This is a genomic window from Acuticoccus sp. MNP-M23 (assembly GCF_031195445.1).
In the GTDB taxonomy this organism is placed as follows: domain Bacteria; phylum Pseudomonadota; class Alphaproteobacteria; order Rhizobiales; family Amorphaceae; genus Acuticoccus.
On sequence record NZ_CP133480.1, the window covers coordinates 2,745,176 to 2,768,404 of the forward strand.

General features: G+C 65.1%; 17 protein-coding genes. 11 read left to right on the plus strand and 6 right to left on the minus strand.

The features are described from left to right. The first annotated feature begins 32 nt into the window (after positions 1–32). The 11 genes from RDV64_RS12715 to RDV64_RS12765 all read left to right on the plus strand — a co-directional run bounded on the left by RDV64_RS12715 (position 33) and on the right by RDV64_RS12765 (position 10,058). Positions 33–719 carry a GntR family transcriptional regulator gene (locus RDV64_RS12715; protein ID WP_309195295.1) on the plus strand — a complete coding sequence of 229 codons (687 nt, stop codon included), beginning with the start codon at positions 33–35 and terminating at the stop codon, positions 717–719. A 287-nt stretch (positions 720–1,006) separates the two neighbouring features. After that, positions 1,007–1,867 carry an ABC transporter permease gene (locus RDV64_RS12720; RefSeq protein WP_309195296.1) on the plus strand — a complete coding sequence of 287 codons (861 nt, stop codon included), beginning with the start codon at positions 1,007–1,009 and terminating at the stop codon, positions 1,865–1,867. 48 nt (positions 1,868–1,915) lie between these two features. Next, positions 1,916–2,917 carry an ABC transporter substrate-binding protein gene (locus RDV64_RS12725; protein ID WP_309195297.1) on the plus strand — a complete coding sequence of 334 codons (1,002 nt, stop codon included), beginning with the start codon at positions 1,916–1,918 and terminating at the stop codon, positions 2,915–2,917. 45 nt (positions 2,918–2,962) lie between these two features. Next, positions 2,963–3,454 carry a MaoC/PaaZ C-terminal domain-containing protein gene (locus RDV64_RS12730; RefSeq protein ID WP_309195298.1) on the plus strand — a complete coding sequence of 164 codons (492 nt, stop codon included), beginning with the start codon at positions 2,963–2,965 and terminating at the stop codon, positions 3,452–3,454. Next, the gene (locus RDV64_RS12735) at positions 3,432–4,301 is read left to right on the plus strand and encodes an ABC transporter ATP-binding protein (protein WP_309195299.1); all 870 of its coding nucleotides are present in this window, start codon (positions 3,432–3,434) and stop codon (positions 4,299–4,301) included. Before RDV64_RS12730 ends, RDV64_RS12735 begins: the two co-directional genes overlap by 23 nt. Then, positions 4,301–5,086 (plus strand): enoyl-CoA hydratase-related protein, encoded by a 786-nt coding sequence (locus RDV64_RS12740; protein WP_309195301.1) that lies wholly within the window; start codon positions 4,301–4,303, stop codon positions 5,084–5,086. The genes RDV64_RS12735 and RDV64_RS12740 overlap by 1 nt, the downstream gene beginning before the upstream one ends. A 64-nt stretch (positions 5,087–5,150) precedes the next feature. Then, positions 5,151–5,987, plus strand: a complete 837-nt coding sequence (locus RDV64_RS12745; RefSeq protein ID WP_309195302.1) for an IclR family transcriptional regulator — start codon at positions 5,151–5,153, stop codon at positions 5,985–5,987. A gap of 30 nt (positions 5,988–6,017) precedes the next feature. After that, positions 6,018–7,619 (plus strand): CoA-transferase, encoded by a 1,602-nt coding sequence (locus RDV64_RS12750; RefSeq protein WP_309195303.1) that lies wholly within the window; start codon positions 6,018–6,020, stop codon positions 7,617–7,619. A gap of 31 nt (positions 7,620–7,650) precedes the next feature. Then, complete coding sequence (locus RDV64_RS12755) at positions 7,651–8,343, plus strand: DUF4286 family protein (RefSeq protein WP_309195304.1); 693 nt, start codon at positions 7,651–7,653, stop codon at positions 8,341–8,343. Between the two features lie 14 nt (positions 8,344–8,357). Continuing rightward, positions 8,358–9,194, plus strand: coding sequence for a fumarylacetoacetate hydrolase family protein (locus tag RDV64_RS12760; protein ID WP_309195305.1), 837 nt, complete (start codon positions 8,358–8,360; stop codon positions 9,192–9,194). 36 nt (positions 9,195–9,230) lie between these two features. Then, positions 9,231–10,058, plus strand: coding sequence for a hypothetical protein (locus RDV64_RS12765; RefSeq protein WP_309195306.1), 828 nt, complete (start codon positions 9,231–9,233; stop codon positions 10,056–10,058). 386 nt (positions 10,059–10,444) lie between these two features. Here RDV64_RS12765 and RDV64_RS12770 read toward each other — a convergent pair whose 3' ends face one another. The 6 genes from RDV64_RS12770 to RDV64_RS12795 all read right to left on the minus strand — a co-directional run bounded on the left by RDV64_RS12770 (position 10,445) and on the right by RDV64_RS12795 (position 23,187). After that, positions 10,445–13,342: an ATP-binding protein gene (locus tag RDV64_RS12770; RefSeq protein WP_309195307.1), complete on the minus strand. Its 2,898-nt coding sequence runs from the start codon at positions 13,340–13,342 to the stop codon at positions 10,445–10,447. Positions 13,343–13,353: 11 nt separating this feature from the next. Continuing rightward, the gene (locus RDV64_RS12775; RefSeq protein ID WP_309195308.1) at positions 13,354–14,304 is read right to left on the minus strand and encodes a response regulator; all 951 of its coding nucleotides are present in this window, start codon (positions 14,302–14,304) and stop codon (positions 13,354–13,356) included. A 1-nt stretch (position 14,305) separates the two neighbouring features. Continuing rightward, positions 14,306–15,646: an HlyD family type I secretion periplasmic adaptor subunit gene (locus RDV64_RS12780; RefSeq protein ID WP_309195309.1), complete on the minus strand. Its 1,341-nt coding sequence runs from the start codon at positions 15,644–15,646 to the stop codon at positions 14,306–14,308. Continuing rightward, positions 15,643–17,880, minus strand: coding sequence for an ATP-binding cassette domain-containing protein (locus RDV64_RS12785; protein ID WP_309195310.1), 2,238 nt, complete (start codon positions 17,878–17,880; stop codon positions 15,643–15,645). Before RDV64_RS12785 ends, RDV64_RS12780 begins: the two co-directional genes overlap by 4 nt. Beyond that, positions 17,877–19,502 (minus strand): ABC transporter transmembrane domain-containing protein, encoded by a 1,626-nt coding sequence (locus RDV64_RS12790; RefSeq protein ID WP_309195311.1) that lies wholly within the window; start codon positions 19,500–19,502, stop codon positions 17,877–17,879. The genes RDV64_RS12785 and RDV64_RS12790 overlap by 4 nt, the downstream gene beginning before the upstream one ends. Before the next feature lie 73 nt (positions 19,503–19,575). After that, complete coding sequence (locus tag RDV64_RS12795; RefSeq protein ID WP_309195312.1) at positions 19,576–23,187, minus strand: hypothetical protein; 3,612 nt, start codon at positions 23,185–23,187, stop codon at positions 19,576–19,578. Positions 23,188–23,229 lie beyond the last annotated feature (42 nt).

Genomic DNA, 23,229 nt, shown 5'->3' on the forward strand with positions numbered 1-23,229 from the left:
GCAGGACCCCGTATCATCTGCGTGATCCGGCAATGAGCGCCGCGCTGCGCTCGGACGGCGCGCGCGCGTCCGCCGGCGTCTACGACGACGTGCGGCGGCGGATCATCATGATGGAGCTTCCGCCAGGCACCACGCTGGACCGCAGCGAGCTTGCCGAGCGCTACAAGGTGAGCCAGTCGCCGGTGCGCGAGGCGATGCGACGGCTGGAGCAGGACGGTCTCGTCCAGGCCTTCCCCCAGTCCCGCACCGTGGTCACGCGGATCGACGTATCGCGGATTGAGGAGGAGCATTTCCACCGCGTTGCCCTGGAATGTGAGGTAGTGCTGCGGCTGGCGGCGCGCGGCGGTGCGGCAAGCCTCGTCACGCCGAGCGGCCTTGTGCGCACGCAGGAGGCGCTGGTGGGCGATGTCGGGCAGATCGACCTGTTCCGCCAGCTCGACGATGCGTTTCACGAAAGCCTTTTCGGCGCGCTGGACCAGCTTGGTCTTTACCGCCACATCCGCTCCCGCGCCGGGCAGCTTGCCCGTGTGCGCACTCTCGACCTGCCGAGCGACGGGAAGATGCGCGCTGTCCTCAACGCGCATCTGGAGATTCTCGCAGCGCTTGAGGCCGGCGATGGCGAGGGCGCCAGACACGCCATGCGCCGCCACTTGTCCGGCACGGTGGAGCGCCTGCCAGCCCTTCGACTGGAGCATCCGGCCTTCTTCATCGGGGGCTGAGACCCCGCCGATCCTCGTCGCCGTCACGGGCGATTGAAGCGCAGGGCCTGATTTCAATCCACATCACCATCGCAAACGCCAAAGCGGGAGCCCGCGCGCGTGGTCGCCGACGGCCGGGGTCGCTTGGCGTTCACGCCGGCTCGCGGCGGCCTGCCGAACCGGGACACGAAAATGCCGATGAACACTTCTTGACATCCTGCCAAGATGGAATAGCGTTCCATCTTAGAACAAGAGGCGCTGGCTGTGACGGGTTCGTTGCATGACACGGCGCCGAGGGGAGTGAACAGATGTCAGCCGACGCGTCAGCGGTGAAGCATGCGCAATCGCGCACGAAGGATCAGCCGGCGGTTCAGGTGACCGAGTTTCGGCGGTCTGCACCTGTCCGGTTCGTGCGCAGCGTCACCTGGAATGCTTTGCCGCCACTGACCTTCGCGGCACTGATCGGCTTCTGGTGGCTCTCGATCGAATTATTCGAGATCCCGCCCTACCTCCTGCCCACACCCGGCGCGGTGTTCGACCGGCTGATTTCGGATGCACCGCTTCTGTGGCGCAACACGCAGGTCACGCTGACGGAAATCATCTTCGGCTTCGCGCTCACCATTGTCGGCGCAATCCCGCTGGGGCTGTTCATCGCGCTCTCGCCGCTGGCCAGACAGATCGTCTATCCGCCGGTGATGCTGCTCCAGCTGGTGCCGAAGATTGCCGTGGCGCCGCTGTTCCTGGTGTGGCTCGGCTTCGGCATGGAATCGAAGATCGTCCTCACCATCCTGATGACCTTCTTCCCGCTTCTGATCGCCTCCATCAGCGCCTTCCAGATCCTGGATACGCGCTACCTCTACCTCACCAAATCGATGGGGGCGTCGACGCTGCAGACGTTCCGCTTTCTGCGCTTTCCCGCCGCCCTGCCGGTCATCTTTTCCGGCATCAAGGCCTCGGCGACCATTGCGGCGACGGCGGCCATCGTGGCCGAATTCGTCGGCGCAAACAAAGGGCTGGGCTACGTTCTCCTCAAGGGAACGAGCACGCTCGACCTCGACCTCACCTTTGCTGTCCTCGTCGTGCTGACGGTGATCGGGCTCGTGATCAACTATCTGGTCGAGTTCTCCGAGTGGCTGTTGACGCCGTGGCAGCGGGCCAGCCGGAGCTGAGGGCAAACCCTCACTCCGCACAAACATAACAACCGACAGGGAGATTCCATGGGTATTCGTTTCCATTCGCGCGCGTTCGGCCTTGCCGCCGGTGCTGCGCTGCTGATGTCCACCGCCGCCTTTGCGCAGGAGAAGGTGGAGTTCCAGCTCAACTGGATTGCGGGCGGCGCCAACGCCGGTTTCGCCGTCGCCAAGGCCGAAGGCTTCTATGACGACGTCGGCCTCGACGTGGACGTCGTGCAGGGCAACGGCTCGGCCACCACGGCCCAGCTCGTCGCCAGCGGCCAGGCCGGCATTGCCTACGCCGATGCCGTCGCCGTCAGCCAGCTGATCGCCAAGGGCGCGCCGATGAAGGTGGTCTCCACCGTCTACCAGTCCAACCCCAACGAGGTGCTGGCGCTGACCAAGAGCGGCATCGACTCGCTGGAAGGCCTCAAGGGCAAGACCATCGGCGTTCCGGCAGGCTCGTCGCAGACCACGATGCTGCCGCTGTTCCTCGACGCCAACAAGATGACCGAAGCCGACTTCGAGCTGATCAACATGCCGCCGTCGTCCATGGTGCCGGCACTCTTGACGGGCCAGGTCGACGCCATCCTCGGCTCGATGGACTCCTACCGCGTGCAGCTGGAATCCCAGGGCGCGGAGCTGACTGGCTGGGAATTTGCCAGCAACGGCGTGCCGACCGTCTCCACCTCGATCTTCGCCAGCGAAGACTTTCTTGAGAAGAACCCCGAGCTGGTGAAGAAATTCATCGGCGCGAGCCTCAAGGGCTGGTCCTTCGCGATCGACAACCCGGAAAAGGCCGTCGAGGACGTCAGCGAAGTGTTCCCCGACACGGACCCGGAACTTGTCGCAGCCGAGCTTGGCGCGATCACGCCGCTCTTCTGCAGCGGCGACGCGCAGTATCTCGGCAAGGCGGAGCCGGCCCACTGGGTGCGCACGCAGGATCTTCTGTCCAAGGTCGGCCTGCTGCCCGAAGGCGTCGACCCGACCTCTTACTACTCCAACGACTATCTGCCGGCCGATGCCGAGATGCGCGCCTGCAACTGAGGCAGGCCAGCAACCCGCTCGCGTAACCAAGTGAAGACCTGAACCATGACCGACCGGCCGAGACTGGGCTACCGCTACGAAGACCTCCATGAGGGGATGCGATTTCGCAGTCCCGGCCGCACGATCACGGATGCCGACCTTGTGGGATTCGCCGGATTGACCGGCGACTTCTCCGAGCTTCACACCAGCGACGTTTACGCCAACGGCAGCCAGTTCGGCCGCCGCGTCGCCCACGGCATGCTCGGTCTTGCCTATGCCCACGGCCTGATGTGGGCGCGCACGGGCGAACTGAGAGAAACCGCCATCGCCTTCCTCGGAATCAGCGACTGGCGGTTCCTCGCCCCGATCTATGTCGGCGACACGATCTTCGTCGACTACGTCCTTGCCGAACTCAGGGACAGCAAGTCCCGCCCGACGCAGGCGGTCGCGACCTTCGACGTCGAACTCGTCGACCAGGACAAACGAGCGCTCCAGCGCGGTCGCAAGGCTCTCCTCGTTTCAAAGGTACCGCTCGATGCAGTCGCCAACTCCAACTGATCTCAAGGCCGGCCCGGCGCCGGTTGGCCACGAGGCCACCGAAAAATCCGGCCACGCCATCGACATTCGCGACGTGACCAAGGTGTTCGGCGCGGATACCGACAAGCCCTTCCAGGCGCTGAACACCATCAACGCGACCATCGAGGCTGGCGAATTCGTGTCGGTCGTCGGCCCGTCCGGCTGCGGCAAGAGCACGTTGATGCTGATGGTGGCGGGGCTGCTGTCCCGCTCGTCGGGCGACATTGTCGTCGGCGGAGACAGCGTCAAGGCGCCGATCACCGATGTCGGCATCGCGTTCCAGGACCACCTTTTGCTGGAATTCCGCACCGCGCTCGACAACGTGATGCTGCACGCCGACATTCGCGGCTTGCCGAAAGCCGACATCAAGGCGCGGGCCGAGGAGCTGTTCCAGAAGCTGCGGCTCGAACACGCCATGTCCAAATATCCGCGCCAGCTTTCCGGCGGGATGCGCCAGCGCGTCTCCTTGATCCGTACGTTGGTGCACGATCCCTCCGTCATCTTGATGGACGAGCCGTTCGGCGCGCTCGATGCCCTGACCCGCCTTCAGGTCCGCTACGACCTCGAGGCGCTGTGGCTGGCACGGCGGCCGACGGTGCTCTTCATCACCCACAGCGTGGAAGAGGCCGTCGGCCTTTCGGACCGCATCTTCGTGATGAGCCCCAGCCCGGGCGAGATCGTCGACGAGATCCACGTGAAGCTGCCGCGGCCGAGGCCCATCTCGCTTGGCGACGCGCCGGAATTCGGCTCCTACGTCAAACGGATCTACGAGCAGTTCGAGCGCATGGGCGTCCTGCACGGCATCACGATTCCGGGGCAGGGGGAGTGATGGAAGAGCGCCAGACCCCGCGGCTGGTCGAGGTCGAGATCCGGGGTGCAATTGCCGAAATTGCACTGAATGCCGGTCCCCTCAACCTCGTCACTCGTGAAGTTCTGCGCGCGCTCAACACGGCGATCCGCTCGCTCGGCCAAAGCGACGGGGTCCGCTGCGTGATCCTGCACGGCGGCACCGCCCGTGCGTTCTGCGCCGGCAGTGACATCAACGAGTTTGCCGGCATCAAGGCAGACGCCAGCGAGCAAAAGATATTGTTCGAGGACATGGTGCTGCGCGCGCTGGCCGCTCTGCCGATGCCGACCATTGCCGCCATCGACGGCCCGGCGCTGGGCGGCGGCCTCGAACTGGCGCTCGCCTGCGACCTTCGGGTGCTGCGCGCCGGTGTCGCCGTCGGCCTCACCGAATCTCAGCTTGGCGGCCTCGGTGCATCAGGCGCGGTACGCCTCACGCACCTTGTGGGACCGGCACGGGCCAAGGAAATGCTGTTCACCGGCGAGCCGATCATCGCTGAAACCGCGGCCGCATGGGGCGTGGTCAACCATCTGGCGGACACCTCCGCGCTCGAACTTGCGCGCAAACTGGCCTCCAAAATTGCAGCGCGCGGCCCGGTGTCCAACCGCGAGGGCAAGCGCCTTGTGGCAGCGGCCCTTGCCATGCCCACCGATGCCGCGCTGTCGGCGGCCAACATCGCGCAGCAGGTGATTTTCGATTCGGCTGATCTGGATGAGGGCGTCGCGGCGTTCTTCGCCAAGCGCACGCCGGAATTTTCAGGGCGATGAGTATGCTCGCTTCCTTCCCGTTTGCGCCAGCAACACACTGCCGGTCCTGAGAGGTCGTTGCGCGATGTCACACGTTCCCGCCGAACGCTGCCTGTCGATTGTCCAGATCCTTGCCGAGGAGGCGGGGCGGATGTCGGTCGGCGCGATTGCAGAGCGCCTCGACGTGCCCAAGAGCGGCGTTCACCGCCTTTTGACGACTCTGGTGGATTTCGGCTGGGTGGAGAAGGATCCCGTGACCAGCCTCTACCGGCTGACCATGCGCCTCGCCATAGTCGGCCAGCGCTTCTACATCGCCACCGGCATCCCCGATGTGTGCCAGCCGCTGCTCGATGCACTCGCCCGCACCTCGCGCGAGTTCGTCCGTCTGTCCGTGGTGGACGGCAACGACCTTGTCTGGGTCGCCCATGCGCAAGGGGCGAGCGTCGGCCTCGTCTACCAGCCGTCGATCGCGACCGATGTCGTGCCGGTCCACGCCACCGCGTCCGGCAAGTTGTGGCTCGCCTCCCTGCCGGTGGAAACGGCAACGCGGCTTGCGCTGCGCAACGAGCGGTTCGGTGAGGTCGACAACCACGGCCCCAACGTCGTGCGCACGCTGGAACACCTCCTGAAGGAGATCGACGTGACGCGGGACGCCGGCTTCGGCCGGGCGGTCAACGAAGGCGAACCCGGCGTTTCGGCCGTGGCCGTGCCGGTTCGCCTCGCGCCGGACGAACCCGTGATCGGTACCGTCAGCGTTGCAGGGCCCAGCATCAGGATGACGGCGGAGCGGCTCGTGGAGCTGGTCCCCGCCCTCAGCGAAACCGCCGAAGCGCTGGCTGCCGTCTGGCCGCTGCGCGAGCGCTTTCCCGCTGAAGCGATTGTTTCCGGCGACGCCCGCGAGCCCCGCCAGCTTGCCCGCTAAGCCCATGAGTCTTGTGAAGGAACACGTCCGATGAAAGTCGTCTCTGCGGCAGAGGCCGCGACCCTCGTGAAATCCGGCGACAGCGTGCTTGTGAGCGGTTCCGGCGGCGGTCACGCCATTCCGGAGGCCTGCCTCGAAGCCATCGAGAAGCGCTTCTTCGACGATGGCGCGCCGCGCGACCTTACCCTCGTCCACGTGGTCGGGCTTGGCGACCGCAAGACGAAGGGCGCTGCCCGCTTTGCGCACAAGGGCATGCTGAAGCGGTCGATCACCAGCGCCCTGATCGACGCGCCGTCGATGATCCCGATGGCGCAGAACGACGAGATCGAGTCCTACACCCTGCCGCAGGGCGTCCTTTCGCAGATCATGCGCGACATGGCGGCGGGCCGGCCGGGCCTCATCACCCGCACAGGGCTCCACACGTTCATCGATCCGCGCCAGCTTGGCGGCCGCCAGAGCCCCAGCGCCAAGGAAGACCTCGTCGAGCTGATGGAAATCGACGGCAAGGAGTACCTGCGCTTCAAGCCCTTCCCGCTCGACATCGTGTTCCTGCGCGGCACCACGGCAGACGAGGACGGCAACGTCACCATGGAGCAGGAGGCGATCTTCGGCGAGATGATCTCCAACGCGCAGGCCGCGCGCCGCAATGGCGGCATTGTGGTGGTGCAGGTCAAGCGCATGGCAAAGCGGGGCACCTTGCCGCCCAAGTCGGTGAAGATCCCGGGTATCCTTGTCGATTACATCGTCGTCGACCCCGAGCAGCGCCAGACCTACGCGACCGACTACAGCCCCAGCTACGCCGGCGAGCTGCGCGTGCCGATGGACGGCTTGAAGCGGCTGCCCTTCAACGCACGCAAGATCATCGCGCGGCGTGCCGCGATGGAACTGGTGCCGAACGCCATCTGCAACCTTGGCGCCGGCATCTCCACGGGCATCTCAGCCGTCGCCGCGGAGGAGGGCATCCTCGACGAGATGGTGCTCACCAACGAGCAGGGCTTTATCGGCGGCGCACCTTTGACGGGCGTCGATTCGGGCGCGGCGGAAAACTACATGGCCGCCGTCGACCAGCCCTACCAGTTCGACTTTTACGACGGCGGCGGCCTCGACGTGGCGTTTCTGTCCTTTGCCGAAGTAGACCCCAGGGGGCACGTCAACATCAGCCGCTTCGGCTCGAAGATTGTCGGCGTCGGCGGGTTCATCAACATCAGCCAGAATGCGCGCAAGGTGGTATTCAGCGGCACCTTCACCGCCGGCGGCCTTGAGGTCGCCTGTGCGGACGGTGCGCTTTCCATCACCGCCGAGGGGCGGATGAAGAAGTTCGTCCAGGCCATCGAGCAGATTTGCTATAACGCGGTGTTCGCAGGCGAGGAGGGCCGCGAGGCGGTCTTCGTCACCGAACGCGCGGTGCTGCGCCCCCGAGATGGCGAGCTGGAGGTGATCGAGATCGCCCCCGGCGTTGATCTGGAGCGCGATGTTCTCGCCCAGATGGGCTTTCGCCCGCGCGTCGCCACCGACCTCAAGCTGATGGATGCGCGCCTCTTCGACCCCGCGCCGATGCAGCTTCTGACCGACATGCAGCGCAAACGCGAAACCGCCACAGCCGGGCGGCCGCCGCTGCGCATGGCCAGCTGACCGGCACACGCTGAAACCGAGGAACGACACGATGGGACTGCGCGGGAGCGGTGTGCTGGCGATCTGGAACGGGATTACCACTGAGGCGGAGGAAGAATTCCTCGCCTGGCATGTGCGCGAGCACATGCCGGAGCGGGTCGGCCTGCCGGGCTTTGCCCGCGGTCGCCGCTATGTGGCGGTCGATGGCACGCCCAAATATTTCAACTTCTATGAGGCGGAGGACGCTGCGGTGTTTTCCTCCGAAGTGTATCGCGCGCGCCTGGACGACCCCAGCGACTGGACGCGCGCCGTCGTCGCCGACTTCAACGACACCATCCGCACCGTGTGTGACGTGGCGTTCAGCGAAGGCGCCGGCGGGGGCGGCTTCGTCGAGGCGGTCCGCCTGTCGATTGCCGGCGTGCCGGAGGACTTTGTGGCCGCGCTCGCCGCTCGGGCGCGAGACGCTCTGGAAACGCCGGGCGTCGTCGCGGTCCACGCCCTTCGCGGCCTTGCGGAGGCTTCCGCCGGCGGCTCTGCCGAAAAGGCGCTGCGCGCGGAACCCGACGAGGTCGCCGAATGGGTCATCCTCATAGAGACCACCGACGGGGGGCACCTCGCCCGGCTGCGCGAGACGACATTCAGCAACGACGCGCTCGCCGCCATAGGCGCGCACGGCACTCCGGCGCGCGGGATCTACCGCCTGCAATTCGGCCTCGACCATGCCGACGCCGCACCAGCAACCTGAAGGGAACGAAGACAGTGAAGCTATTGCGATATGGTGAGCCGGGTGCCGAGAAACCGGGCGCGGTGGACGCGGACGGCAACATCCGCGACCTCTCCTCGGTAATCTCCGACATCACTGCCGACACCATTGCGGACGGCAGTTTCGCCCGCCTCGCCGGCGTGGATCTCGCCACGCTGCCCGTGGTGGCCGATGGCGCGCGCATCGGCCCGCCGATCCGCCGCATCGGCAATTTCCTCGCCATCGGCCTCAACTATGCCGACCATGCGGAGGAAACCAACGCCGAAATTCCCGCCGAGCCGATCCTCTTCAACAAGGCGCCGTCCTGCATCAGCGGCCCCTACGACGATGTCGTCCTGCCGCCGGACTCCGAGAAAAGCGACTGGGAGGTCGAACTCGCCTTCGTCATCGGCAAGGAAGCAAGGTTTGTTTCTGAAGCGGATGCCCTCGACCACGTTGCGGCCTACACGATCTGCAACGACATCTCCGAGCGGTCCTACCAGCTGGAGCGTGGCGGCCAGTGGATGAAGGGCAAGTGCTGCCCCACCTTCGGCCCACTCGGCCCCTGGCTCGTGACGCCGGACGAGGTACCCGACCCGCAGAAGCTCTCCCTCTGGCTGGAGCTGAATGGCGATCGCGTACAGAACGGCTCGACCACGACCATGATCTTCCCCATCGCGGAAATCGTGAGCTATCTCAGCCGCTTCATGGTCCTGGAACCGGGCGATCTCGTCACCACCGGCACCCCGCCGGGCGTGGGGCTCGGGTTCAAGCCGCCGAAGTACCTCAAGCGCGGCGATGTCATGAAGCTCGGCATTGAAGGCATGGGCGTCCAGCAGCAGACCGTTCGCTAGGCCAACCGTGCCGCGTCAGGGATCAAAGGAGACGTTGTGACAACACCGCAATCGCAGACCGGTTCGCGTGTCGCCGGAGACACGAAGCTTCTCGGCATCGTCGGCGATCCCATCGCGCAGGCGCGCTCGCCGCTGGTGTTCAATCCACTGATTGCGGCGGCGGGGGCCAACGCCGTGCTCGTCCCGCTGCATGTGCGACGGGACGATTTCGACGGTGCCATCGGCGGCATCATGCAGATTGCGAACCTTTCGGGTCTCGTTCTCACGCTCCCGTTCAAGGAGAAGGCGCTGTCGCTTGCCGACCGGGTGCTGGAGGTGGGGACGATGGTCGGCGCGCTCAACGCGCTTCGCCGCGAACCCGATGGCAGCTGGACAGGGGAAATGTTCGACGGGTTCGGCCTCGTCGGCGCGCTAGGTACCATGGGCATCGCGCCGAAGGGCCTGCGCTTCATGGTCCTGGGCGCCGGTGGTGCGGGGAGCGCCATTGCCATCTCGCTTGCCCTTGAGGGCGCTGCTGACATCACCGTCACCGACGTGGACGGCGGCCGCGCCGAGCGGCTTGCTGCACGGGTTGAAGCCGCCGCACCCGGTTGCCGCGCCAGAGCGGGTGCGGCGACCGTCGACGGCATGGACGTTCTCATCAACGCCACCCCGGTCGGCATGAAGACCGGCGACGGGTTACCGGCGCCGTTCACAGCGTTCCCGCCCGATCTGGCGGTGGTGGACATCGTTCCGGCAAGCGGGGTGACACCGCTTCTTGCGCTTGCCGCCAGATGCGGCTGCGCAACGGGCGGCGCGGCGTCCATGGTCGAGGGGCAGGCCCGCGCGATCCTTTCATATTTCGGCATCGAAACGGACGCCTAGCTGAGCGACACCGCTCCATAGGCCCGTCTGGAAATAAAGTGGTGAGACGCACGGGGAGGCGGCGGTGCATCTGCGCCTGGCCTTCGGCGCGAACGCGCGGTGCGTCCGCTGGATCGTTTGAGCAGATCGGTCGAGCTTGTGCTGTTGCGCCGCCCGGCCGTCGCCCCCTCAGCCTCTCCTCGCGCCGGAGGCCGAACAGCGTCTTGTGGTTCTCGATATTCTTGTGACGGAGCGGGATATGCAGCCGCTGACGTCACCCCTTGTAGTGTCCTCCGTCTGGACCGGACTCCATCTTTTCTGACAAATTACAATTCGGATCTGGAATACTTCGGGGGCAAAATCAACGCGCGGCTGGATCGTATAACGAATAGTCAATCATACGAATTTTAATCTACTTTTTCTTTCTGCGAAAGCTGGTTAAGTCGCACGATCGTCTTTGTGTAAATTCGTTGCATGTGCTTCAGGAGGGCCTCCAGTTCCACTCGTCGGTGCGCGGCTCCATCCGTTTTGGCGATCTCCTCAAATGCCCGGGCCAGAGAAGCGAGCCCTTCGGCGCCGACGATCTGGCTTGAACTCTTGATTGTGTGCGCCGGCATCACGGCGTCAGCGTAGTTCTCTACCGCGAGCGAACGTTCAATGAGATCCAGATAGGTTTCAGTGTCGGACTCGTAGAAACTGAGCAATTTTTCGAATTGCTTCACCGAAGCACGCGTCTTTTCATAAGTGACGGTGTTGACGAGCGGGATTTTTGGTTTTGCGTCTTTCGGTTGGCCCGCCGGGCTGCCAGACCCCGCCGGGGCAGCTGTTCGGGTCGCCTGGGCGGTCCCGGGCGTGCGGGACTTTGTCCTCACCGTGTCTGCGAAAAGGTCGCCCAGGACGGCCTCCAGGTCGGCGATCCGCATCGGCTTTGTGATGAAGGCATCCATGCCGGCTTCGAGGCAGCGCTCTTTGTCACCCTTCAGGGCGTTCGCCGTCACGGCCACAATCGGCACGGCGGCGACGCTCCCCTCGCCAATAAGCGCCTTGATGCGCCGTGTGGCCTCGTACCCGTCCATCACCGGCATCTGGCAATCCATGAACACGATATCGAACTTGGTGTTCTGTGTTGCCGTTACCGCTTTTTGCCCGTTGGATGCGGTCGCCACGGCAAAGCCGATCTGTTCCAGCACCTCTTCGCCAAACATGATGTTGACGTTGTTGTCATCGACCAGAAGGGCCTTGAGGCCGTCGAAGCGACGTTGGGACATGGAGCACTCCTTTTCTTCGTTCGATGTTTGGCTCGCGACAAGCTCCAGCCCGCAGAACTTGGAGAGACGCTCCACGATTGCGCCGCCGCTCACGGGCTTGACGAGCGTCTCATCGAACTCGGCATACAATTTGTTCGCCTGCTGGCGGCCCAGGATTACGCAAGGGACGTCCGCCGTCGCCGCGTCGCCGCGCAGCCGCGAAAGCACCGCGCGAGCCTCCCCGATGTGCCGACCTTCGTGGACGATGACCGCGTCGAACGGCCTGACCGCGTGGGAGGCGAGGACCGCGTCGATTCCTTCGCCGTCGGGCGTGAAAGACTGCCGGCTGATTTCGTAGTGCTCGAAGGTGCGCCCGAGCAGTTCTTGAAGTTGCGGGGAGTTGGCGACGATCGCCACGTGCAACGGCACTCGCGGTATCTCGCTCGCAGGCTCGATGACGGGGAAGGGAAGCGAGAACCTGAAGGTGGAACCCTTGCCGATTTCGCTGTCCACACCGATCGTGCCGCCCATCAGCTCGCAAATCTCCTTGGCGATCGCGAGACCCAGCCCCGTCCCGCCATAGAGCCTCGTCGTACTGGTTTCGGCCTGCGTGAAGCGAGAAAACAACCTTGCGATGCTCTCGTCAGCGATGCCGATTCCGGTGTCGACCACTGAAAACTCTATAATGCATCGCATTTTCTCGGCGTCGTAGGTTTGCACCTTGGCGCCGACCGTCACATCGCCCGTCTCGGTGAACTTGATCGCATTCGAGATGAAATTGCTGAGGATCTGCCGAATTCGAACGGGGTCGGCCAACACGACATTCGGAAGCGTCAGGTCGAGATCGAGATGCAGCTCGAGATTCTTCTGATGCGCATTGGGCGCGAAGAATGTGGCGACGTCGCTGACGAGTGTAGTCAACGACACGCGGATGGGGTCGATCGCGAGCTGGCCGGTCTCCAGCTTCGACAAATCGAGAACATCGTTGAGGATCGCAAGCAAGCTGTCGCCCGACGCTTTGATCTGCCCGACATAACGCTGCTGATCGTCGGTGAGATCGGTCCGCCCGAGCAGCTCCGCCATTCCGAGCACGCCATTCATCGGCGTTCGGATCTCGTGGCTCATGTTGGCCAGAAAGAGAGATTTTGACTCGTTCGCATGGTGAGCGTCGTCGAGCGCCTCTTCCAGTGCGTGAGCGGCGCCACGCTGCGTCCGCTGATAGGTGACAACGAACAGGATGCACAGAACACCGAGGACCAGGAGGCCCAGAACCATGATGACGAGCGGCGCCAGCCTGTCGATGCGCTCTCTCAAGACAATTTCGATCTTCGCGCCACGGCCGAAACCGACGCGGAGCGTCGTTGTTGCAGGCTTGTAGAACCGAGCGGTCCAGTGCCTCTCGTTGGCATATTTCAGCCGGAAGGCGTAACCGTCCGTCGAAATGAAGCGGAGCGAGACAATGGCGCTGTTCTCGAGCCGGACCTCTGCTTCGTCTAGAAGCTTTTGCAGATCAATCACGGCGTAGACGATCATTCGCCCTTCATTGCCCGAGTTTACTGGCAATGATTGCGCCATAATGAGATTATTCTTCGGCAAATCCGGGAACAAGCTCGAATGTGGATGTTTGGACCAGGCGAAAATTACGCCAGGCTTTTTCATGTAGGCTTGCGATAATCTTTGATAGTCGCCTGTGAGCGTCCGGGAGAAGACGATCGGATCGCCGATATAAGATGTCACTTCCGTTGGCTGATCGATGGGAAACCGACCCAAACCAACAAGGTAAGGCGAATGCAGGCTCGTCTCGCGCAGCTTGACCGCCACCTCGGCGCCCATACCGGCAGCGAGAAGGCCCGCAGTGTCCTTGATCCGCAGCCCGAGCGTGGTGCGCTGAACCTGCAAGGCGGCTTCCAGATTGGTCGCCTCATACCGAAATAATTGTTCGTGTTCTTTCAGGAAAATGGTGACGTACCAGACCAGCATGCCGACCATGAGGGCTATGATCGCCAGAATTGCCAGCGGGTGAAAGAGCGAGCGTCTGCCGAAGCCTGGCTGCTGCATTGTCCGAGGTCCTACCATTCCAGTGCCGGCGTCGTCTTGATGACACCGACGACCTGATTGCCTGTCTCGTCGTAGGTCAGCTTGTCGAAGACGCCATTTGCCGCCCGCGCGATCCCGCGTCCGGAGGGTGCGCTCGCGCGGCTCGGGTCAGCCTGAATGAATGACTTCCAGTTGAAACCGGGGCCGTTGTCCTTCACGCTGACGTAGATCCCGTCATCACGGCGAACGCTGGCCGCCTCCACCCATCCGTTTGAATAGCGCGCATCGCCCGCGCGCTCGGCAATGGCGTTCTGCCAGTTGCCGTCACGCAAGAGCTTGGCCTTGGTCTCGAATCCGAAGCGCAGGACGCCGTGCTCGACGGCGTTCTGAACCAATTCGTGGATGCTCTGGATGGCGCTGTCGGGATTCTCCTGCATGCTGGCGAGAAGGCTGACGACGGGGTCCACCTCTTCCGGCAGACGAAGGCGGAACTTCATCGCCGTTGCGTTCCGGAACCCGGCTTGGTGGCGCTGGAGACCCTGCCTCAGCTTGGCTCTGCGGTTCACTTCCTCCAGCGCGGACGCGAGCACGGAGGCGACAAGGGCCTCCACTGGAGGCTTGGTGAGGTAATAGAATGCGCCGGCCGCCAACCCGTCGGCAATGTCGGCCGGATCGACAGCGCCGGTCAGAAGAACCACCGGAATATGCTTCGTCGCATCCTCTCGTTTCAGACGGCGGGTCAGGGCGAGCCCGTCGAGCACGGGCATCATCCGATCGGTGACGACGACGTCGATCGCCTGTGGGTTCTCGCGCACCTCCGTGTAGGCTTCAGCACCGTTCTCGGCGGTTCTGACGCGGTAACCCAATGCGCCGACGATGGCCTCAAGCATCAGGAGGCCACTTCGGTCGTCGTCGACGAGGAGGATCGTCGGCGGCTCGGCTTGGGGAGCGGCCGTTTGCGGGCTTCGCGCTTGCTGAAGCATTCTATCGTTCCCTGAACGAGGTCCGCAGCGCCTTGTGAACCGGGCTGAGGAAGTATGCGAGAATCGACTTCTCGCCGGTGATGATGTCGGCATCGACGCCCATGCCCGGCACGAGGTATGCCGAAGGGGCTTCGGGCAAATGACTGTCCGCGAGCGTGATCGTCACCCGGAAGTATGGCGCCTCACCGTCGTGCGCGAAGGCGGAGGGCGAGATGTGGGTGACCGTCCCGTCAATCCAGCCGAAGCGGGTAAACTCGAAGGCGGAGACCTTCACGTGCGCCGGCATCCCGATCTTGACGTAGCCGATCTGGTTCACCGGGACGCGGGTGTGCGCCGACAGTGCCTCGTCGACCGGGACGACCGTTGCGAGTGCCTGACCCGGTCCGATCACCCCGCCGATCGTCGTGACCTCCAGCGACTGGATGATGCCGCGCACGGGCGAACGCACCGTCAGTCGGCCGCTGCGGCGTGCGGCCTTGCTGACGTCGCCCTCAAGCGCGGCGCGCTGCTCGCGCAGATCCCGCAGTTCCTCCGCCCAGGTCGACTTGGTATCGGCATGAAGGGATTCGAGCCGTTTCCTGGTTTCGTCGAGCCTTGCCTTTGCTTCTTCTTCTTGCTCCCTGGCAATGGCGATCGCGTGGTTCGCGTCGCTGACCGCTTTGCGGCGCTCGGCCAACAGCGCTGCCGTGGCGTAGCCGCTCGCGACAAGCGGTTTGATCCGCTCGAAATTTTCGGTCGCAAATTGCAGATCGCCCTGGAGGCGGGCACTTTGCGCGTCATAGCTCGCGATCTGCCGTCTTGCCTGCTCGATCTGACTTTCCAGCAGTTCACGCTGGGTGTTCAGCTGCTCGCGGCGCGCCTCGTAGACCGTCCCGGCGAGCGTCGCCACTTCGCGTCCGAAGGCGCCGAGATCGGGTGCGCGATCCTCGGTCAGCGCAAGAACCGCCTCGATCCGTGCGTCGAGGTCTGCCTGCCGGCGCTTGCCGGTCGCCAGATCCTCCACCGACCCGGCGTCGCCGAGAACGAAAAGGACGGCGCCCGCGTCCACCTCCTCTCCCTCAGTGACCTTGATGTCCTCGATCACCCCGCCTTCCAGATGCTGGACGACGCGCTCGAAGCCGGCAGGCACGATCTGGCCATGCGCCACCGAAACCTCCTTCACAGTGGCAAATCCGGCCCAGACGAGGAACGCGATGATCCCGAAGGCGAGCGTGATCGACAGCCGCCGCAGGAATCTCTGCTCGGTGCGATCCTCGATGAGAACCGGCGTATGGAGCCCCGGCAACGGCAATGCCTTTGCCGGACGCGAGGTGGGCGGCTGGACTGTGGGCAATGTGTTCATGAAAATTGCCCCAGAAGGTCGGCAGGTGTCGTCACCTGGGCCTGGTTGGCGTAGCGCAGCACAACCACCTTGTCGGCCAGCGCTAGGAAATCCGGACGTTGCGTGACGAAGAAGACGGTGCGCCCGTTGCGCGCAGTCGTAAGCAACTGCCGAATGAGGTCGCCGACCCCGCCTTCGAGGACCGCGTTCGGGATCTCGTCGATCAGCATGAGGCGGGAATCGACAAGGATGGCCTGTGCGATGGCAAAGCGCGTGCGAAATGACTGCGTTATGGTTTCGATCTCTTCAGCGCCGAGCGGAGTGTCGAGCCCATCGGCGAGAGCCGCGATGTCGTCGTCCAGTCGCGCCCAGCCGACTGCCCGGGCAAGGTCCTGCGGCCGTGCCAATGGGTTGGCGAGAAGAAGGTTCTCGCGCAGCGTGCCGGGAAAGATCGTCGGGTCCTGCCGCACGTAGGCAATTCTGCGCCGCAGATCGGAAAGCTCGAACTGGCGGATATCGACCCCGTCGATCCGCACGGTGCCGATCGTCTGGTCCACCATGCCCTGTGTCATTTTCAAGATGGTCGTCTTGCCGGAACCGCTCGCGCCCGTGATGGCGATGACGCCGCCAGCCGCGACGTCGAGGTTGAGGCCAAGGAAAAGCGGGCGCGTGTCGGTGTACCTGTGGCCGGCGTTGAGGAAGGTGACGCCGCCTCCCACGTCCCTGGTGATGCTGTCCTCGCGGTTGGCCGCGCGTTCGGGTGCGATCTCCATGAACTCGTCGAGCTGGCGCACGCTGTTGCGGACCTGCTCGCAGCGCTGCAACGACAGACACAGCATGTGGAAGGGGGCGAGCGAGCGCACGCCGAGCATGATGACGGCAAGCAGCGCGCCCGGGCCCAATGTTCCGGACCACACCCCCTGGGCACCCACGACGAGCAGCATCGCGGCCGTGGCGGTCAGAACGAAGGCGGACAGGGCTTCGCCCGTTGCGCCGACGAGGCGCAGCCCGTACTGCGTGCGCTGCTGGCGTATCGCCGCGTCGGCGACACGCCTGGACCACACATGGCTGATCCCGGCATCGCGAATGCTTTCGCGCTTCTCGAACGTTTCGATGGCGATGCGCTGCATGTTTGTCGCATCGTCCGCGGCGCGGTTGGTCTTCACCTTCGCCCACCGCCTGACACTTGCAAATACGCAAAGATGAAGTGCGATCCCCGCGGCCGGAACGATGGCAATCCACCCGCCGAGGATCGCGACGAGGATGATCGACACGAGGCTCGCCGGCGCCTCCAGCAGCGCAGAGAAGGTGGGGCTAGTCATGAAGGCGCGAACGCTGTCGAAGGAGCGCAGGCGTGAGGCCTGGTCGGTCACCGTCATCCGTTGCGACAACGCCGGCCGCAGCTTGACGAGGCGTTCGAACGAGAGCGTGACGATCAGATATTCGAGGCGGTTGGCGAGGAACGCGACGATCCTGCCGCGCTGCATCATCAGCACCGCCTCGAACGCGAGGAGAATGAGCATCCCCGCAACGAGGCCCGGCAACGCGTCGAGCGAGCCGAGGCCGATGACGTTGGCATATGTCTGGATCGTGAAGATCGGGACGGTCATGCTCAGGAGCGCCAGGGATAAGGTGCAGATCGCGAGCGCCGTGACCGGCCCGCCCAACCGTCCCAGAATGCTGCGGAACCAACCGTGCCCGGTGTGTTTGCGCTGCTCCTCGCTCAACGGATGCGATGGGCCGGCTTTGTCGAACGTCCAGAAAATCGCACCGGTCAGGTCGTGCCGCGCAAGACCCAGCGGCTCGGTCCGGCCGCAGCGCGACAGCGCCATGCGCTCCTGTGTGACCCGGTCCCGGTAGAGGACGAACGCCTCGCCCTGTTTCGGAACCACGAGTTGCGCCGCGATTTCGCTGAAGCCGGGCTCGTGCGCTTGCCGCTCCGGCCTTCCCCGAAAGCCGAGAGTTCCCATCGCGCAAACGATGTCGGAGACGTCCAGCCCCATCTCGTCGGCGGGAAGTGCCGCCGCAAGCTTGCGGATCGGCCAATCAACGCCAGCCATAAGGACGAGGGCGCAGAAAAGCCGCTCCACGCCATTCGACCATGCCTGTGTGGGCCGGCTCCGCTTCAACAGGTCGTAAAGCGCCTCGATGGCGTCGCTCAGCTTGTCTGGCGACGCGGTGGGCGGCGGAACCGGAACCCGTGACGTCACGGGCCGCACGAGCGCGATGCTCTGCGCATTGATTGGCGCATTCATAGCTCAAGGCTCCGGTAGGGCGTGACCACGCGCAGGTCGTTCGGAGAGCCGGCACGCAGACCGTTCGCGTCGATCACGCTGCGCCTCGTGGCGAAGTCGACGAGGTTGGCATCGTCCGAAACGATGACAAGGGTGGCCTGTCCGCGGAGCGCGCCAACGAACTTGTGGAGCCGCGAGTAGGCGTTGCGATCGAGGCCGCGGTCGGCACGGTCGAGGAGGATGAGGCGCGGGCGCTGCGCCAGCGCCCGCACGAAGCTCAGCTGCTGGATGAGGCCCGGAGGAATAGCCTCTCCGTTGCGGCCGGTCAGCGGCGTCTCGACGCCATCGGGAAGTTCCTTGATGAGGGTGTCGACCCCCAATAGCGCGGCGACATTCATCGCTTGCTCAATCGGAACCTCACCGAACCTTGTGATATTCTCGCGAATGCTGCCGCGAAACATGACACCACCCGCGGGCAGATAGCCGACGCATGCGTTCAACAACGGCTGATTATAGGCCGTCGGCGCAACGCCATTCAGCTCCACCACGCCGGAAGTCGGCGCGATGATGCCGGCCATGAGGCGCAGCAGAGCAGAGGCCTGCCGCTCGCTATCGCTCGACAGACACAGGACTTCGCCAGGCTTCAAGTTGAGTGTCACATCGGCGATGCGGCAGTCGGGCTCGGCGTCGTAGGTGACGCCCTGGAGGGAGAGGCGACCGATGTTGTCCGGCGAAATGTCCGCCTGCGGTGTGGCGATCGCGGGGCAGGAGAGCACGGATCCGACCTTCTCACGCGCTGCAACAATGTCTTTCATCTGCACGAGGAGGAAAACCGCCCGTTGAAGCGGCACCGTCACCCGCCCCGACAGGAGAACCAGCGCCGTCACCGCCCCCATGGTGAGCTCGCCCTGTCCCACCGCGACGGCGCCGAAGACGAGCGTCGCCATCATCATCGCCTGATTGGCCAGGGGCGCTGCGGAGAGGAGCCGTGTCGTGGCAATGGCCAGGGCGTGGTTGGCCGCGGCGATCTTGCGCTGGATGCTCTCGTGACGGCGCGCAACATTGTCCTCGACCCCGAGCGATTTTACAGCGTCGAGAGCGGAGAGGGCCGAGAAGAGGAATTCGTAACGCTCACGCTCGTCGATCTGGCTTTGCCCCGCGAGCCGGTTCATGCGCATGGCCAGAACCAACGTGATCGCACCGAAGAGCAACAGGCCTCCGGCGACCAGCATGCCTGCCTTGACCGATATCGCAAAGATTCCGGCGACGACGATCGGCAAGAACAACAGCTCGGCACCGCTGACGAGAACCTGCCCGGAATAACGCTCCGCGACTTGCTGGATCGCGTTCAGCTGCTCCAGACTGCGGGACGACGACGTCTTGATGGAGCGGATGTCGCTTTGCACCACGTGGGTGAGAACACTGTGGGCCAACCCCGCGGCGAACACGGTGTGGGAGCGGGCCAGCATCGCAGCGCGCCCCAGCCGCAGCACCGCTTCCGCCACCGCGATCGCCACCAGGCTGACGAGGATGAAGAAGAGCGTCGGGCTGTGCGGATTGGATAAGATCCGGTCAAAGACCTGCGCGGTGGCGAGCGGAACTGCCAGCACGAAGACGTTGAGCACCATCGTGACGAGAAGCATCCCGAAAATGGGATTCTTCCCGTCTACGATTTGCACGATGTTGATGTGCGCCGGTCCCGTCATGGGGCCTGTCTTAGACGCCGACCATTGCCTCAAGCTGCAGGCTGTCGTCGTGTTGGTCGGTGGCACTGTCGAACATGGCTGAGCCGCCTTCGATGCTCTGGACGGTTCCGAGAGCTGTCGCCTCTGAATCGGCAGGCTCCGACATTTTCAGGAGGTCGAAGGTCGACAATTCCGCGTTGGACTGCGCGTCCATCTTGAACCCTCCGAAGAGCCAATCCCAGGGCGAGGAATGGTCTTCCAGCCCAACGGAAATATCGGCCTCGAGTTCGGCGTCTAGTTCGTCGGCCACGCCCAGGCTGAGATCGGCGTCGATGCCGGTCGAAAGCAGCCCGCCATCGTGCTCGCCGCCAAGGCTCAGGTCCGCGTCGAGGTCGGCGGAAAGCAGTCCGCCATCGTGCTCCCCGCCAACGCTCAGGTCCACGTCGAGACCGGTTGAGAGCAGTCCGCCGTCGTGCTCCGCGCCAACGCTCAGGTCTGCGTCGAGACCGGTGGAAAGCAGTCCGCCGTCGTGTTCCCCGCCAAGGTCCAGGTCAGCGTCGAGACCGGTTGAGAGCGGTCCGCCGTCGTGTTCCCCGCCAAGGCTCAGGTCCGCGTCGAGGTCGGCGGAAAGCAGTCCGCCATCGTGCTCTCCGCCAACGCTCAGGTCCACGTCGAGACCGGTTGAGAGCAGTCCGCCGTCGTGCTCCGCGCCAAGGCTCAGGTCCACGCTGATACCAAAGGAAAATAGTCCACCATCGTCCCCCCCTCCAAGGCTCAGATCCAAGCCGAGGCCGGTTGAAAGCAATCCGCCGCTGCTGCCCGCGGGCTCGTCGAGGGTTTCGTCGATCGCGGACACGACATCATCGACCGGCCCAGCCCCGGGATCACCCGCCTCGCTGACCGGGCCCGCACCAGAAGCGGGCTCGTCCAGCGTCTCATCGATCGCGGACACGACGTCATCGACCGGGCCGGCCGCGGGATCGTCCACGTCGCTGACCGGGTCCGCGCCAGAAGCGGGCTCATCCAACGTCTCGTCGATCACGGACACGACGTCATCGACTGGCCCGGCCGCGGGGTCGCCCGCCTCGCCGATCGGGTCCACACCCGTCGCGGGCTCGTCCAGCGTCTCGTCGATTGCGGACACGACGTCGTCGACCGGCGCGGCCGCGGGATCGCCCGCTTCGCTGACAGGGTCCACACCCGTCGCGGGCTCGTCCAGTGTCTCGTCGATTGCGGACACGACGTCATCAACCGGCCCAGCCGCGGGATCGCCTGCCTCGCTGACCGGGTCCACACCCGTCGCGGGCTCATCCAGCGCCTCGTCGATTGCGGACACGACGTCATCGACCGGCCCAGCCGCGGGATCGCCTGCCTCGCCGACAGGGTCCGCGCCAGAAGCGGGCTCATCCAGCGCCTCGTCGATTGCGGACACGACGTCGTCGACCGGCCCAGCCGCGGGATCGTCCGGCGCGCTGACCGGGTCCGCGCCAGAAGCGGGCTCGTCCAGGGTTTCGTCGATCGCGGACACGACGTCATCGACCGGCGCGGCCGCGGGATCGCCCGCCTCGCTGACCGGGTCAACACCCGTCGCGGGCTCGTCCAGCGTCTCGTCGATCACGGACACGACGTCATCGACCGGCGCGGCCGCGGGTTCGCCCGCTTCGCTGACCGGGTCCGCGCCAGAAGCGGGCTCGTCCAACGTCTCGTCGATCGCGGACACAACGTCATCGACTGGCCCGGCCACGGATTCGCCCGCCTCGCTGACCGGGTCCACACCCGTCGCGGGCTCGTCCAGCGTCTCGTCGATCGTGGACACGACGTCATCGACCGGCCCAGCCGCGGGATCACCCGCCTCGCCGATCGGGTCCACACCCGTCGCGGACTCGTCCAGCGTCTCGTCGATTGCGGACACGACATCATCGACCGGCCCAGCCGCGGGCTCGCCTGCCTCGCCGACCGGATCGGCACCAGAAACGGGCTCGTCCAGCGTCTCGTCGATCGCGGACACGACGTCATCGACCGGCCCAGCCGCGGGATCGACCGCCTCGCTGACCGGATCGGCATCAGACGCGGGCTCGCCCAGCGTCTCGTCGATTGCGGACACGACGTCATCGACAGGCGCGGCCGCGGGGTTGCCCGCCTCGCTGACCGGGTCCGCGTCCGACGTGGGCTGGTCCAGGGACTCGTCGATCACCGGCACGGCGTCATCGACCGGCGCGGCCGCGGGTTCGCCCGCCTCGCCGACCGGGTCCACACCCGTCGCGGGCTCGTCCAGGATCTCGTGGTTCACGGACACGACATCATCGACCGGCCCAGCCGCAGGCTCGCCTGCCTCGCCGACCGGATCGGCACCAGAAGTGGGCTCGTCCAGCGTCTCGTCGATCGTGGACACGACGTCATCGACCGGCCCGGCCACGGGGTCGCCCGGCGCGCTGACCGGGTCCACACCCGACGTGGGCTCGTCCAGCGCCTCGTCGATTGCGGACACGACGTCATCGACCGGCCCGGCCGCGGGGTCGCCCGGCTCGCTGACCGGGTCCGCACCAGACGCGGGCTCGTCCAAGGTCTCGTCGATTGCGGGCACGATGTCATCGACCGGCCCGGCCGCGGGATCACCCGCCTCGCTGACAGGGTCCGCACCAGAAGCGGGCTCGTCCATGGTCTCGTCGATTGTGGGCACGACGTCATCGACCGGCCCGGCCGCGGGATCACCCGCCTCGCTGACCGGGTCCGCAGCAGAAGCGGGCTCGTCCAGCGCCTCGTCGATCGCGGACACGACGTCATCGACCGGCCCAGCCGCGGGGTTGCCCGGCTCGCTGACCGGGTCCGCGCCAGAAGTGGGCTCGTCCAGCGTCTCATCGATCGCGGGCACGACGTCATCGACCGGCCCAGCCGCGGGATCGACCGCCTCGCTGACCGGATCTGCATCAGACGCGGGCTCGTCCAGCGCCTCGTCGATCGCGGACACGACGTCATCGACCGGCCCTGCCGCGGGATCGCCCGCCTCGCTGACCGGCTCCGCACCAGAAGCGGGCTCGTCCAGCGTCTCGTCGATTGCGGACACTACGTCATCAACCGGCCCGGCCGCGGGATCGTCCGGCGCGCCGACCGGGTCCGCGCCAGAAGCGGGCTCGTCCAGGGTCTCGTCGATTGCGGACACGACGTCATCGACCGGCCCTGCCGCGGGATCGCCCGCCTCGCTGACCGGGTCCGCACCAGAAGCGGGCTCGTCCGGCGTCTCGTCGATCGAGGACGCGACGTCCTTGATCGGTCCGGCCGCGGGGTTGCCCGGCGCGCCGATTGGAGGCGCAACATCAGGAGCCGAAACGTCACCGGCTACAGCATCTTGCGTTGAACCCTGGCTCTCAATAGCCCCGGCCAAATCGCCCTCATCCGCATCAGCGCTATCGCCAACGAGGTCGATATTCGAAGCATGGAGAAGGCTTGGCTCAAGCACGTCCGAGGTCGTGCCCGACGTTGTCGGCGACCTCGGTTCGTCTGACCGGCTCCTAATACCGCTCTCTGACGCCGGATCTTGATCGACTTCGATCGCGGCCACCATTCCGGCGGTCATGTCGGCCACGCCAATTGATCCAATCCCGTCGACTAGATCTACGGCCTCATAAAGCTTCGCCTCGTCCAACGGCCCCGGTTTTTCTATGACTGCCATTACAACCCCCACTGC